General features: G+C 65.1%; 14 protein-coding genes and 1 pseudogene. 9 read left to right on the top strand and 6 right to left on the bottom strand.

What is annotated here, in order from left to right:
* Positions 1-158 precede the first annotated feature (158 nt).
* Positions 159-1,043, bottom strand: coding sequence for an aromatic amino acid DMT transporter YddG (gene yddG, locus KU43P_RS15140; protein WP_317658177.1), 885 nt, complete (start codon positions 1,041-1,043; stop codon positions 159-161).
* Positions 1,044-1,105: 62 nt separating this feature from the next.
* Positions 1,106-2,023, bottom strand: coding sequence for a LysR family transcriptional regulator (locus KU43P_RS15135; RefSeq protein ID WP_317658176.1), 918 nt, complete (start codon positions 2,021-2,023; stop codon positions 1,106-1,108).
* A 121-nt stretch (positions 2,024-2,144) separates the two neighbouring features.
* On the opposite strand from KU43P_RS15135, the gene KU43P_RS15130 reads away from it, so the two are divergent.
* From KU43P_RS15130 to KU43P_RS15120, 3 genes are all read left to right on the top strand, one after another.
* Entirely contained in the window at positions 2,145-2,903 is a 759-nt protein-coding gene (locus tag KU43P_RS15130; RefSeq protein ID WP_317658175.1) for a 5-oxoprolinase subunit PxpA, read from the top strand.
* Between the two features lie 68 nt (positions 2,904-2,971).
* Positions 2,972-3,859: a 5-oxoprolinase subunit B family protein gene (locus KU43P_RS15125; protein WP_317658174.1), complete on the top strand. Its 888-nt coding sequence runs from the start codon at positions 2,972-2,974 to the stop codon at positions 3,857-3,859.
* Entirely contained in the window at positions 3,856-4,827 is a 972-nt protein-coding gene (locus KU43P_RS15120) for a biotin-dependent carboxyltransferase family protein (protein WP_317658173.1), read from the top strand. Before KU43P_RS15125 ends, KU43P_RS15120 begins: the two co-directional genes overlap by 4 nt.
* Before the next feature lie 111 nt (positions 4,828-4,938).
* Here KU43P_RS15120 and KU43P_RS15115 read toward each other — a convergent pair whose 3' ends face one another.
* Together KU43P_RS15115 and KU43P_RS15110 are read right to left on the bottom strand one after the other, a co-directional pair.
* Positions 4,939-5,340 carry a hypothetical protein gene (locus KU43P_RS15115; RefSeq protein WP_317658172.1) on the bottom strand — a complete coding sequence of 134 codons (402 nt, stop codon included), beginning with the start codon at positions 5,338-5,340 and terminating at the stop codon, positions 4,939-4,941.
* Between the two features lie 121 nt (positions 5,341-5,461).
* On the bottom strand, positions 5,462-5,755 hold the full coding sequence (locus KU43P_RS15110) for a hypothetical protein (RefSeq protein ID WP_317658171.1): 294 nt from the start codon (positions 5,753-5,755) through the stop codon (positions 5,462-5,464).
* A 164-nt stretch (positions 5,756-5,919) separates the two neighbouring features.
* Between KU43P_RS15110 and KU43P_RS15105 the strand changes: the two are divergent.
* Together KU43P_RS15105 and KU43P_RS15100 are read left to right on the top strand one after the other, a co-directional pair.
* Positions 5,920-6,405 (top strand): annotated as a pseudogene (locus KU43P_RS15105) (electron transfer flavoprotein subunit alpha/FixB family protein); the annotation flags it as partial.
* A 171-nt stretch (positions 6,406-6,576) separates the two neighbouring features.
* Complete coding sequence (locus KU43P_RS15100; protein ID WP_411567258.1) at positions 6,577-7,236, top strand: carbohydrate porin; 660 nt, start codon at positions 6,577-6,579, stop codon at positions 7,234-7,236.
* A gap of 88 nt (positions 7,237-7,324) precedes the next feature.
* On the opposite strand, the gene KU43P_RS15095 is transcribed toward KU43P_RS15100, so the two are convergent.
* A complete protein-coding gene (locus KU43P_RS15095) occupies positions 7,325-8,113 on the bottom strand; it encodes a formate/nitrite transporter family protein (RefSeq protein ID WP_317658170.1) in 789 nt (262 codons plus the stop codon).
* Between the two features lie 475 nt (positions 8,114-8,588).
* On the bottom strand, positions 8,589-9,335 hold the full coding sequence (locus KU43P_RS15090) for an enoyl-CoA hydratase-related protein (protein ID WP_317658169.1): 747 nt from the start codon (positions 9,333-9,335) through the stop codon (positions 8,589-8,591).
* A gap of 117 nt (positions 9,336-9,452) precedes the next feature.
* Between KU43P_RS15090 and KU43P_RS15085 the strand changes: the two genes are divergently transcribed.
* The 4 genes from KU43P_RS15085 (at position 9,453) to KU43P_RS15070 (ending at position 13,903) form a co-directional block, all read left to right on the top strand.
* Positions 9,453-10,100: a TetR family transcriptional regulator C-terminal domain-containing protein gene (locus tag KU43P_RS15085; protein WP_317658168.1), complete on the top strand. Its 648-nt coding sequence runs from the start codon at positions 9,453-9,455 to the stop codon at positions 10,098-10,100.
* A 76-nt stretch (positions 10,101-10,176) separates the two neighbouring features.
* A complete protein-coding gene (locus KU43P_RS15080) occupies positions 10,177-10,893 on the top strand; it encodes a response regulator (protein ID WP_317658167.1) in 717 nt (238 codons plus the stop codon).
* The gene (locus tag KU43P_RS15075) at positions 10,890-11,654 is read left to right on the top strand and encodes a substrate-binding periplasmic protein (RefSeq protein WP_317658166.1); all 765 of its coding nucleotides are present in this window, start codon (positions 10,890-10,892) and stop codon (positions 11,652-11,654) included. The genes KU43P_RS15080 and KU43P_RS15075 overlap by 4 nt, the downstream gene beginning before the upstream one ends.
* Positions 11,651-13,903 carry an ATP-binding protein gene (locus KU43P_RS15070; protein WP_317658165.1) on the top strand — a complete coding sequence of 751 codons (2,253 nt, stop codon included), beginning with the start codon at positions 11,651-11,653 and terminating at the stop codon, positions 13,901-13,903. The genes KU43P_RS15075 and KU43P_RS15070 overlap by 4 nt, the downstream gene beginning before the upstream one ends.
* The last annotated feature ends 72 nt before the right edge of the window (positions 13,904-13,975 follow it).

The following is a 13,975-nucleotide window of genomic DNA, read 5'->3' as shown; positions in this document are numbered from 1 at the left end:
CTACAGGCCAGCGCGATTTTTCGGCGGGCGCCAAAAGCGGACAACTATGGCCTTACAGACAATGGCACGTTGCAACAAATGTAGGAGCGGATTCATCCGCGATGCGCCGCGCGGGCGGCGCTCGATTTCATGAACACCAAAGACGTCGTGGCAAGCCTTCACCCCCGCGTAGCCTGCCAACACAGCAACGACCCCGCCGTCACCAGCACCGCCCCCTGCCAGAACTGCAACCCCAGCTGCGCCCCAAGCCAAGCCGCAGCAAACGCCGATGACAGCACCGGCGCCGCATACGACGCGGTGGCCAGCAACGTCAGGTTCCCACGCAGAATGCCAATGTTCCAAAGCGCATAACCGCCCGCCATGCCCACCGCCGCGGCGAGCAACTCCAAGCTGTGCGCCAGCGAAAAAGCCGGCAACGCCTCGCTGCTGAACAGGTACTTCACCCACAGCACCCCAGCCGTCAGTACAAAGAACAGCACCACATGGCTTTGCCCATTGGCATAGCGCCGGGTCACGTTGCAGTACAAGGCAAAGGTGATCGCGCAGGCGGCCGCCAGGCTGTAGCTCAGCGGATTGGAAGCAATGTTGCTGGCGATGCTGTCCAGGGACAGCCCCTCGGTACTCACCACCCAGAGGATGCCCAGCAGGGCGATGGCGGTGCCGGGCACGATCAGCCAGCGCGCCGGTTGGCGGTTCATGAAGATCGCCAGCAATACCGTCAGGCTCGGCCATAGATAATTGACCACCACCAGTTGGATAGCCTGAGTGCGGCTCACGGCGTAACCCAGGGCCAGGCACAGGCAGATCTCGTAGGCAACGAACAGCGCCGACCCGCTGATCAGGTAGAAGGGCGATGCATGGCGCAGGCGAGGGCGGCCAAGCAGCATCACCAGCAGGACGGCGCCGAGGGTGTAGATCAGCGCGGCGCCGCCAATCGGGCCGAAGTGCTCGCTGACACTGCGGATCAGGCCGCTGGCCGTGCTCCACAACAGGATCGCCGCCAGGCCGCAGGCGGTCGCGGCTGAGGGGCTGGTGATGCGCATGGTGGGCTCTCTTGAGTGAAAAAGCACCAAGTCTAAAGGCTCGGCTGCTACGGGTCACGGGCTCAGCGCCGCGCAGAAAGCTGTTGCGGCGCCAGGAATGCATCATGGAAGTAATTGCGCAGCGCCTGCATCGCCGGGCTGAAGGCCCGCTCACGGTGCCAGGCCAAGCCCACGCTCATCGGCGTCACCGGGTCGCTGATGGTCACGGTTTCGATGCGCTTGCCCTCCAGCGACCAGGGCCGGTGCACCAGGTCCGAGAGGATCGCCACGCCGCTGCCGTTGGCGACCATGCTGCGCACCGCCTCCACCGAACTGGTCCGCACGCGCACGCTGGGCCGCTGGCCGGCCTGTTCCCAGTAGCGCATGGCGCTTTGTTCGGCTTCGTCCACGGTAAGCAGGATGAAGGGCTCACGGGCAACGTCGGCGAGGCTCACGGCCGAGCGCTCGCACAGTGGGTGATGGCTCGGCAGCCACAGGCGGCGTTCGGAGTTGAACAGGGTTTCCGAGACGATGTCGGGGTGCGTGAGGTTGGCGGTGAGCACCACGGCCATGTCGAAGCGGCCCTCCAGCAGGCCTTGCTCGATGGTGCTGCGCTCCTGTTCGTGCACCTGCAGCGTCACATCCGGGTGCCAGTGCTCCAGGCGCTGCAAATGGTGCGGCAGGAAGTAGCCGATCACCGTGTAGCTGGCCGCCAGGCGCAGCAGGCCGCTGGCGCGCACATCCGGCAGGGGGCTGTTCAGCGCGTCGTCGACGCTGCGCAGAATCACGTAGGCGCGGTTGAGAAAGTGCCGGCCGGCGTCGGTCAGGTTCATGTCCTGGGGCGAGCGCTGGAACAGCAGCACGCCCAGCATCGCCTCCAGCTCCTTGATCGCGGTGGTCACCGCTGACTGGGAGATGTTCAGGTGGATCGCCGCCTGGGAGATCTGGCCTATCTCGGCGGTGGCGACGAAGTAGCGAACCTGGCGCAGGGTCAGTGACACGAAGACGGCTCCTGGGTATCTGTTTTTCCGAAGACACCCTATCTGTTTATAGATCTTCCCAAGGGGGCGGTGGAGAATCTAACGTGGCCTGCATGCAGTCACAAGCGCCAGGAGAACAAGCATGCAGGCGGTAGATTTCAATTCGGACATGGGTGAAGGTTTCGGCCCGTGGAGCATCGGTGATGGCGTCGACAACGAACTGATGGCGTTCATCAGCTCGGCCAACATCGCCACCGGCTTCCATGCCGGCGACCCCGGCACCATGCGCCGCACGGTAGAACGCGCCAAGGCGTTGGGCGTGGCGGTGGGGGCGCATCCGGGGTTCCGTGACCTGGTCGGCTTTGGCCGCCGGCACATCAGCGCGCCGGCCCAGGAGCTGGTCGACGACATGCTCTACCAGCTTGGGGCACTGCGGGAAATCGCCCGTGCCCAGGGCATCCGCCTGCAGCACATCAAGCCGCACGGCGCGCTGTACATGCACCTGGCCCGTGATGAAGAGGCGGCGCGGCTGCTGGTGGAAAACCTGCAGGTGATCGAGCCAGAGCTGCTGTTGTACTGCATGCCGGGCTCGGTGATCTGCCGCATTGCCCAGGCACTTGGCCAGCCGGTGGTGCGCGAGTTCTATGCCGACCGCGAGTACGACCTGAGTGGCTCCATCGTGTTCACCCGTAACGTGCGCGGCTATGAACCGCAACGGGTCGCCGAGCGTGTGCTGCGCGCCTGTCAGGAAGGTGTTGTGCGCACCGTCGAAGGCCAGGACCTGGCGATCGAATTCGACTCCATCTGCCTGCACAGCGACACGCCGGGCGCCCTGGGCCTGGTGGAGGCTACGCGTGCAGCACTGAACAACGCCGGTATCGAGGTGCGCACACCGCGTTGACGGATACCCGCCGCACTGCATTGTTTTTGCCTGCCTTACCGATAAAGATTCCAAGAAAAGGAGCAGACATGGCCGAGCCGCTTGCCACCCACCCGATCCGCTACAGCTTTGGTGCCGACGAGCACCTGTTCGCCGAGGTCAGCGAGAGCATGTCGCTCGAGGCCTTCTTCAAAGGGCTGGCGGTCACTCGCGCGGTCGAGCGCCTGGCGCTGGAGGGCGTGCTCGATGTGTGCCTGGCCAACGCCTCGTTCCAGATCCGCTTCGACCCCGACCTGATCGCCCCCGAAACCTTGCTCGAAGCCGTGCGCGGCGCTGAGGCCGAGGCGGTGGCGGAGCGCTCGTTGAGCACGCGGATCATCGAGATTCCAGTGCTGTACAACGACCCCTGGACCCATGAAACGCTGATGCGTTTTCGTGACCGCCACCAGGACCCGCAGAGCACCGACCTGGAATACGCAGCACGGATCAACGGCCTGGCCCATGTCGACGCGTTCATCGCCGCCCACAGCGGGGCGCCGTGGTTCGTGTCGATGGTCGGTTTCGTTGCCGGCCTGCCGTTCATGTTCCAGATGGTCGAGCGCGAGCGCCAGTTGCAGGTACCCAAATACCTGCGTCCGCGTACCGACACACCCAAGCTCACCCTGGGCCATGGCGGCTGTTTCGGCTGTATCTACTCGGTGCGTGGTGCGGGTGGCTACCAGATGTTCGGTGTGACCCCGGCGCCGATCTACGACCCGCAGCAGAGCCTGGCCTACCTGAAGGAGCACATGGTGTTCTTCCGCCCGGGCGACATCGTGCAGTTCAAGCCTATCGACCGGCGCACCTACGACCAGGCCGTGGCAGATGTTGAGGACGGGCGCTTCGACCTGCGTATTCGCCCGGTGGAGTTCTCCCTGGATGCCTTTCTCGCCGACCCGGTCGGCTATCCCAAATCGCTGCAGGAGGCGCTGGCATGATCAAGGTACTCAAACCTGGCCTGGCGACTTCCGTGCAGGACCTGGGCCGCGAAGGCTTCTATCACCTGGGCATTCCGCCCTCGGGCGCGCTCGACCAGTACGCCCTGCGTGCGGCCAACCACCTGGTCGGCAACCCCGCAGGCGCTGCCGGCATCGAATGCGCGCTGGTGGGGCCGGAGCTCGAGTTCCAGCACGATGCCCTGGTGGCCGTGTGCGGTGCCCAGATGCCGGTACTGCTCGATGGCCGTGAGCAGCACCCGTACACCGCGTTTGCGGTCAGGGCCGGGCAGGTGCTGCGTTTCGGCTTCCCTACGGCGGGCGCGCGCGCGTATCTGGCGGTCGCTGGCGGCATCGAGGTGCCCGAAGTGCTGGGTAGCCGATCGACGTATGCCTTGGGTGCCCTCGGTGGCTTCCACGGGCGCAAGCTGATGGCGGGGGATGTGCTACCCGTCGGCCAGGCCAGCGGCAAGACCCGCGCCGGGGCCAGCCTGCCGATGGCGCTGCGCCAGGCGTTGGGTGGGGAGGTGGTGTTGCGAGTGGTGCCGGGGCTGTACTTCCACCGCCTGAGCGACGCCGCTGCGCAACGCTTCTTCACCGATGCCTGGACGGTAGGGTCCGAGGCGGATCGCATCGGTTATCGCTACAAGGGCGGTGGAGCGTTGAGTTTCCAGCCGCGTGAGCAGCCGTTCGGGGCGGGGTCGGACCCGTCGAACATCGTCGACAGCTGCTACCCGATCGGGTCGATTCAGGTGCCGGCGGGGCTCGAGCCGATCATCCTGCACCGGGATGCAGTGTCGGGCGGCGGCTACGCGATGATCGGCACGGTGATCAGTGCCGACCTGGACCTGGTGGGGCAGATGCAGCCGAACCAGCAGGCGCGATTCCTGCCGGTGAGCATGGAGGACGCGCTGGAGGCGCGGCGGTCGTACAAGAAGAAGCTCGGGTACTTGGCAAGGCTGTTTGGCTGATTGCCGTACTGTATTGAATGGTACGGTATGGTACGAATGCCCCCGACTGACCTGTTCGGGCCCTGTATGAGCCGGCTTGCCGGCGATAGGGCCCGAACAGACAGGTAACCATCACAGGCGGTGAAGCGCATCCTGACCGGGCGCAGGCTCTGCTGAACCCAGCGGTCGGGCCAGCACGCGCATCGATACCCAGGCCACCACGTAAGCGCTGGCATAGGCGATGAAGATCAGGTTGTAGCCCAGGTTCAGTTGCCCCCAGATCTTATAGTGTTCCAGGACCAGCCCCACCATCAGCGCAAAGATCATGCCGCCCACCGACCCCGCCGTACCGCCAATGCCCATCACCGACGCGACCTGAGCGCGTGGAAAGTTGTCTGCCACGGTGGTGAACAGGTTGGCCGACCAGCCCTGGTGCGCGGCTGCCGCGAGGCTCAGCAGGCCGACCATGAGCCACATCGAGTCGACGTAGCTGGCCAGCCCGATCGGCAGCACCAGCAAGGCCATGAGCAGCATGGCCGTATCGCGTGCCTTGCGGGTCGACCAGCCGGCGCCGATCAGTCGTGACGACAGCCAGCCACTGAAGATGCTGCCCACCGAGGTCGCGCAGTAGAGGGTTGTCGGCAGCGGTGCGGGCTCAGCAGCACTGCTGAAGGCGCTCGGCGCAGGTGCGCAGCACGTCTTGCGGTGGGCGTTGCCACCAGTTGTCGCGGGAGAAGACCTCGACTTCGACCGGGCCCTGGTAACCGGCGGCTTCGACACCGTGGCGGCGGGCGTCTTTCAGCAGCCAGCCGATGCCTTCGGTGAATTGTTCGCGGGCGTCGGCAAGGTCGCATGAGCCTTCCGGCAGGCCGCCCACCACTATGATGAAACACGCCGCCTGCAGCTCGGCGGCTTCTTCGAGGGCGCGGCGAGTGTCGGCCACGGGCATCGGCGGGCAGCTCGACGTTGTCGAAGTTGAGCCCGCCCGCTTGCGAGGCGCGCTGGCCCATCGTGTGCTCCTTCGGCCCCTTGGACACACCCGGCAGGTGGCAGTCGACGATGAAGATGCTCATGCCGCGCTTGCCGGCAGCCGGGTCGGTACGGGCCAGGACGAAAACCGGCTTCGACGCCGTGGCTGCCGAAGGTGGTTCGGCTGCCGTTGAAACCGTTGCTGCCGCGCACGACGCCGGTATCTCCGCCTTCGTCGGCGAAGCGCTGGCCAAGTCCGACCGCCCAGAACTGACCACTGCCAATATCGTCGTCTCCGGCGGCCGTGGCATGGGCAACGGTGACAACTTCAAGCACCTGTACAGCCTGGCCGACAAGCTCGGCGCCGGCGTCGGTGCCTCGCGCGCTGCGGTCGACGCAGGCTTCGTGCCGAACGACATGCAGGTCGGCCAGACCGGCAAGATCGTTGCACCACAGCTGTACATCGCCGTCGGTATCTCCGGCGCGATCCAGCACCTGGCCGGCATGAAGGACTCCAAGGTGATCGTCGCGATCAACAAGAACGAAGAAGCGCCGATCTTCCAGGTGGCTGACTACGGGCTGGTGGGGGATTTGTTCGAGGTGGTTCCGCAGCTGCAAGACCTGCTTTGACGCAACAGGCCTCATCGCCGGCAAGCCGGCTCCCACAGGGATGCCACCGTTCTTGAGCTCAGTGGGGTACCTGTGGGAGCCGGCTTGCCGGCGATGAGGCCCCCAACACAATAACAACAAGAGGCCATACACGATGAAATACGCTGATTTACACGGCGGGCACCCCTGCGCCTGGCTCAAGGGCATTGCGCTCACCACCATGGCCCTGGCGGGAGTCAGGCTGCCCAGGCGGCCGGCATGTTCGCCCCCGATGCACCGGGCATGACCGGAGACTGGGGCGGCGTGCGCAACGAGCTGCTGCAGAAGGGCTACGACCTTACCCTCGATTACGTCGGCGAGCTGGGTTACAACGCCCACGGCGGCTATGACCAGGACCACACCGCGCGCTGGAGCGGCCAGTTCACCTTGGGCGCCAAGCTGGACCTGCAGAAAATCCTGGGCTGGGAAGATGCCACCTTCAAGCTGGCCCGCGACAGCAAGTACGGTTACTGGCTCGTCGCCCAGCAGCAGGTGACGGCCCACGACGGTGACCCCCAGCGCGGTCTGTCTTTGTTCGCCAACGTCACGGTGCCGGACCGGGAAACCAGCCAGGTCGGGCACTTCCTCCAGGCTGGGCTCACCTACAAAGGGTTGTTCGACGCCCGTCCCCAGGACGATATCGGCGTTGGCGTGGCGCGCATCCACACCAACTCGCGCTATCGCGACAACCAGCGCCTGGTCAACGCGTCCAACCCGCAGACGGACTACGACAACCCCGGCTACCAACCGCTGCAGGGCAACGAGGTCGACGATGCCTGGGTGCTGGGGGTGAAGGTGCAGAGCAGCTTCTGACGAATGATCAGTGGCTGGGTGCGGCGGCGGTCTCTGCGGTCACCGCGTCAAGAAACGTGCTCGGTCACGCCTGCCTTCAGGCGCGCCATTATTGGGCAGCGCTTTGCTCCGCTGCCGAAGCACCATACGAGGCGTAATACGCCAGCCCCACGAAGATTGCCCCACCCACGGCATTGCCCAGGAACACCGCCAGCAGGTTTTCAAGCAGCTGCCACACACTCAGGTACCCGGCAAAGATCGCCGCCGGAATCAAGAACATGTTGGCTACCACATGCTGAAAACCGATGGCGACGAAGGCCATGATCGGGAACCAGATGCCGAGGATCTTGCCGCTCATTTCTCGGCTGGCATAGGACAGCCAAACTGCCAGGCACACCAGCCAGTTGCAGCCGATGCCGGATACGAACGCCTGCACGAAGCTGGCGTCGACCTTGCTGGTGGCGCCCGCCAGAGTCTTGGCCAGGTACGCGCCTTCGGTCAGCCCGAGCAGGTGGCCGAAGCAGTAGGCCACGAACAGCGCGCCGAGCAGGTTGGCCAGGGTCACCCAGGCCCAGTTGCGCACCACCGCCCAGAGGCGAATGCGCCCGGCGAACATTGCCAGGGGCAGGCTCATCATGTTGCCGGTAAGCAATTCGCCACCGGCCAGGATTACCAGGATCAGGCCGATGGGAAACACCGCAGCCCCCAAGAGGGTACCGAACGAGGCCCATTGCGCAGGGATCATGGTGCTGACGTGGATCGCCAGGAGAAAGCCGAGCGAAATGAACGCCCCGGCAAGAAAGCCGAGGATCAAGGTGGTGCGGGTGGGCAGGTGAGCTTTCTTGACGCCGGCCTCGATGGCCAGCTCGGTGATGCGGGAGGGGGTATTTACAGACATTTCGACAACTCTAACGCAAGGACGACGGCAGCGCCGTGGAAGAGGGCCAGGCCTCTTCGATGAGGGGCGGCACGTTAATGAGGCAATTTGACGCAGTCAAATCGATAGGGTGGATGGGGTGATAGACCTCATCTATCAGGAGCTGTAACGGTTCAACAACGCGGCACGGATTCGGCGTTCACGGCCGCGACCATGACCCTGTCGGTTGTTCTCGCGTTAAAGCGGGTTTGCCACCGAGCCCCTCGGTCTCGTTGGCAAACCTCTCAATCTGAATGCGGTGTGCATCATGATCGGGGAGAAACTGGCTGGGCTGATCCGGGCGATGTCAGCGCGCTGATATTGTCGTCGCCTGGTCGGGACTCATCGCTGGCAAGCCAGCTCCTACAGAGACCTTACAGTGCTTGAGTGCTGCACGCCCCCTGTGGGAGCCGGCTTGCCGGCGATGAGGCCGGCCGCAGCACCCGGTGCAGAACCCCTAGCGCTTGGCCATTGCCGTCAGCGCGCGCTTGGCCTCATCACTGTTCAACCGCTCGATGAACAGCAACCCTTCCTTGGCCACCGTCGCCGCCAGCGCTTCGCGATGCGCATCCTTGAGCAACTGCTTGCTGATGCGCAGCGCATCAGCCGGCAGCTGCTGCAGGCGTCGCGCCAGTTTCACGGCGGCGGCCTGGCATTGCGCGCCATCGTCGAACAGCTCGGTCGCCAACCCCCAGTTCACCGCCTTTTCACCATCGATCAACTGGCTGCACAGCAACAACTGCGCGGCCCGCGCATGCCCTAGCAGCCGTGGCAGGAGCAGGCTTGCACCAAACTCCGGGCACACGCCCAGGGGCACGAACGGCGTGCGCAACTTGGCGTCGCGGCTCACCAGCACCTGGTCGCAATGCAGCAGCAGGGTGGTGCCGATGCCGATCGCCGGCCCGGCAACGGCGGCGATCAGTGGCTTGTCCAGGGCCAGCACCGCCCACATCATGCGAAACACTGGGCTTTGCAGGTCGGTCGGGGGCTGGTCGAGGAAGTCGGGCAAGTCGTTGCCGGCGGTGAAGCACTCGGCGCTGCCGGTCACCACGATCACTTCGACCGCAGGGTCGCTGTTGGCCGACTCGAACAGCTGCGCCAGGCGCGTGTACATGGCGTTGGTCAGGGCATTGAGCTTGTCCGGACGGTTCAGGCGCAGGGTCAGTAGGCCTTCGTCGAGTTCGTGCTGGATCAGGTCGGTCATCAGGAGCCTCTGTTGTTCTTGTCGTGGATGCTGAAGCAGGTGCTGCCGGAGTATCGCGTTTAACGCGACTTGCTGTACAGTCGTTCAACTGTGCTATCCCCCGTTCGAGGACGATCGATGACCCAGGAAGCCCGCTTCAGCCGCATGCTACCCGAACTGCGCAAGGCCAATCTGGTCGAGGCCACCTTGGCCTGCCTGAAGCGTCATGGCTTCCAGGGCGCCTCGATTCGCAAGATCTCCGCCGAGGCCGGTGTGTCCGTGGGGCTGATCAGCCACCACTATTCCGGCAAGGACGAGCTGGTGGCCGAAGCCTATATGGCGGTCACCGGCCGGGTAATGCAACTGCTGCGCGAGGCCATGGCGCAGGTTGCGCCCAATGCCCGCGAACGTTTGTCGGCGTTCTTCCGTGGCTCGTTCAGCGCCGAGCTGCTCGACCCGCAATTGCTCGACGCCTGGCTGGCGTTCTGGGGCGCGGTGAAGACCGCCGAGGCGATCAACCAGGTGCACGATCATTCCTACGGTGAATACCGGCGCGAATTGCGCACCTTGCTCAGTGAGCTGGCCCAGGAGGAGGGCTGGGAACACTTCGACGCTGACCTCGCCGCCATCAGCCTCAGCGCATTGCTCGACGGGCTGTGGCTGGAGTCGGGGTTGAACCCGGGCACCTTCACCCCGGCCCAGGGCGTGCAGATCTGCGAGGCTTGGGTCGACGGCCTGCAGGCCGGCGGTCGGCAACGATTCACCTCCCACCCTGCGGCCTGTTGATCGGCCGTTCAGCAGTCGCTAGTCTTGGCCCACTCTAATAAGAAACACGCCTTCGGGCGACTCAGGACCCTACGCAATGACCTCTCGCGTACTGATCGTCGACGACGATCCGCTGATTCGTGACTTGCTCCAGGCCTACCTGGCCCAGGAAGGCTATGTCGTCCACTGCGCCGCGACTGCGGAGCAGGCCGAAACGCTGCTGGCCGAGCAGCCGGTGGAACTGGTGATGCTGGACATTCGCCTGCCCGGCAAGGACGGCCTGACCCTGACCCGCGAGCTGCGGGTACGCTCGGAAGTGGGGATCATCCTGATCACCGGGCGCAACGACGAGATCGACCGCATCCTCGGCCTGGAGTGCGGCGCCGACGACTACGTGAGCAAACCGCTCAACCCCCGTGAACTGGTGTCCCGCGCGAAGAACCTGATCCGCCGCGTGCGTCATGCCCAGGGCGCCCGCCCGGTCGGGCCGGCCAGCACGACCCTCAAGCAGTTTGGCGACTGGTCGCTGGACTGCGACCGCCGCCGCCTGATCGACGGGCAGGGTGCCGAGACCCTGCTGACCCATGGCGAATTCCAGCTGCTCAGCGTGTTCCTGCGCAACAGCGGCCATACCCTGAGCCGCGACCAGCTGATGGACCAGATTCGCAACCGCGAATGGGTGCCCAACGACCGCTCCATCGATGTGCTGGTCGGTCGCCTGCGGCGCAAGCTGCATGATGACCCCGCCGAGCCTGAACTGATCATCACTATCCACGGTGCCGGCTACCTGTTCACCGCCAGCGTGGCCGCGTGAGCCGGTACCTGTTCGGCCTGCTGGTGTTGCTGGCCAGCACGGTGGTGCAGGCTGCCGAAACCATTCGCTACTGCGATTATCCAGTCTACCCGCCGGTGTCCTGGAGCGATGGCAAGCAGCCGCGCGGGCTGGCGCCGACCGTGGTCCGCGAGCTGTTCGGGCGGTTGGGTTACCAGGTCGAGATGGTGGTGCTGGGCAACTGGCAGCGTTGCCTGCTCGATGCCGCCGCAGGGCGGGTGGATGTGGTGCTGGCTTACACCTCGGAGCAGCGCGCCCAGTCCATGCGCTTTTCCCAGGTGCCGGTATTGCGCGAGGAGGTGGCGGTGTTCGCCAATCGCCAGCGGCCGCTGAAATTCGAGAAGCTCGAAGATCTGGCCCAGTACCGCGGCGGGCTGCTGTTCGGCGAAAGCTACGGCCCCGAGTTCGACCGTTTCGTGGCCCGGCACCAGAACATCGAATGGGTGTCGGACAGCGGGCAGAATTTCGGCAAGCTGATACGTGGGCGCATCGACTTCGTGATCCAGGAGCGACGCACCGGCCAGCTGTTCGTCGAGCACCTGCCCGGCGCCCGCGACATCGTCGCGCTGCCACCGGCACTGAGCGTCGACTACCTGCGGGTGGCGGTGTCGCGCCGTTCGCCGCTGAGCACGCACATGGGCGAGATCGACGCGCAACTGCAGAAGATGACCGACGCCGGTGAGCTGGAGCGCTGGCTGCATGAAAGCGAGGTCACCTACCGCGACATGGTCAGCCAGCCATGACCCGCCTGCAACCGGGTGGCCTGCTGCGACGGCTGTTGCTGTTCATCCTGCTGTTCAGCCTGTGCTTCACGGTGTTGGCCAGCAGCGTGCAGCTGTATTTCGAATACCGCCGCGAGATGCGCGAGATCGATGGGCGCATGGCGCTGATCCGTGCGGGGTATCTGGAGAGTCTGGAGCGCAGCCTCTGGGATCTGAATCAAGAGCAGCTCAATGTACAACTGCGCGGGCTGGTGGACTTCTCCGACGTGGCGCTGGTGCGCCTGAACAGCCCAGACTTCACCTTGCAGCAGGGCGATGCAGCGCCCAGGGGACCGCTGCGGGTCGAGCGTTTTGCGCTGGATTACCAGCCGCCCTCAGGGTCTGTGCGCCACCTTGGCGAGCTGGAAGTGAGCATCGACCTGGGCGCGGTGCACCGGCGTCTGTTCACCACCGGGCTGACCAGCCTGCTGTGGATGAGCGTGTTCCTCTGCGGCCTGGCCCTGGCGCTGTCCGGGCTGTTCTACCGCTTGGTCACCCGCCACCTGCAGGTCATGGCCGACTTCGCCCGAGGTATCGGTGCCGGGCAATGGCACGAGCCGCTGCGCCTGAGCAAGCGCCGCTCGCCGCACCCGGACGAGATCGACAGTGTGGCGCTGGCGCTGGACGACATGCGCCGGGCGATCCTCAGCGATATCGAGCGCCGCGAGACCGACCGCCTGGCCTTGCAGGGCAAGCGCGACGAGCTGCAGAAGCAGGTGGAACGCCGCACCGCGAGCCTGATGCGGGCCAAGGACGATGCCGAGGCCGCCAACCTTGCCAAGTCGCGCTTTCTTGCCACCATGAGCCATGAACTGCGCACACCGTTGAACGGTATTCTCGGCATGGCCGAACTGCTGCGTGGCGCGGCGCTCGCGGCGCCCGATCGCAAAAGGCTCGAAGCCTTGTACAAGGCAGGCGAAGGGCTGCTCAGCATTCTCAACGAAGTGCTGTACTTCGCCCGCCTCGAAGAAGGCGAGAGCCACCCCGAAGCCGTGGATTTCTCCCTGCGCCAGCTCTGTGACGAGGTGCTGACCCTGCTCGAACCCCGCGCACTGGCCAATGACAGTGTGGTGCTCTGCCGCCTCGACCCGCAACTGGCGGTTTACCAGCACGGCGCCGAGCAGTACCTGCGCCAGGTGCTGAGCAACCTGCTGGCCAATGCCATCAAGTTCACCGAGGGTGGCGAGATACTGATCGAGGTCGAGGTGCTGCGGCAGGCGCCGGATCGCCAGCACCTGCGCCTGAGCGTCACCGACGATGGCATCGGCATCTGCGAGACGATGCAGCCGAAGATCTTCGACCGCTTCGTCCAGGCCAGCGAGGCGGTTGCGCGGCGCTATGGCGGCACCGGGCTGGGGCTGGCGATCAGCAAGCACCTGGTGGAGCAGATGGGTGGGCAGATTGGCGTGCGCAGCCGTGAAGGGCAGGGCAGTTGCTTCTGGTTCGAGCTGGCGCTGGAGACGGCGTTGCCGCCTCAGGCTGTGGCGAGTGCGGATTGCAGGGCAGCGTCTCTGGACGTACTGGTAGTGGAAGACGTGGCATTGAACCGTGAAGTGGTGCGCGGCCTGCTGGAGCGTGACGGGCACCGGGTGTGGCTGGCCGAGGATGCCGAGCAGGGCTTGCAGCGGTGTGCGCAGCAGCGTTACGACCTGCTTCTGCTGGATGTTCATCTGCCGGGTATCAGCGGCGTGGAGCTGTGCCGGCAAGTGCGCAGCGGCGACACGCCCAACCGCGAAACGCGCATCCTGGCGCTGACCGCCAGCGTGCAGCCGGGGCTGGTGCGTGCTTACCTGGACGCTGGCATGCAGGGCGTGCTGGGCAAGCCGCTGAAGCTTGCAAACCTGCGCCGGGCCCTCGCCGGGCAGGGGCAGCCGCTTCAACCGCCCTCGGCCACCTGGCTTGACCACGAACTGCTGGCCACGCACCGCACGTTGCTGGGCGAGCAGAAGCTGCAGGGCCTACTGGCCAGTCTGTGTGACGCCCTGGCACAACATCGCCAACCGTTGCTCGAAGCCGTGGAGGCGGGAGATTGCACCGAGGTGACTCACCTGGCTCACCGCCTGGCCGGGAGCAGTGATTCCATGGGGTTGTGCGGCTTGGCGACAGTCTTGCGCCAGTTGGAGGAAAGCGCCATGGCGCGTGACAAGCCGGGTGTACAGGCCATGGCCGAGGTGCTGCGCGAGCACCTGCAGCGTGCCGAACACAGCCTGGCGGAACTGCTGGCTGCCTGAGCAACAAAAACCTTACGACTTTTTACATCTTTGATCTTTACGATCAACCGGGCCTTACATCGCTTTCCAATA

Source organism: Pseudomonas sp. KU43P (genome assembly GCF_033095865.1).
GTDB lineage: Bacteria > Pseudomonadota > Gammaproteobacteria > Pseudomonadales > Pseudomonadaceae > Aquipseudomonas.
This window is presented reverse-complemented; position numbering and strand designations above follow the sequence as displayed.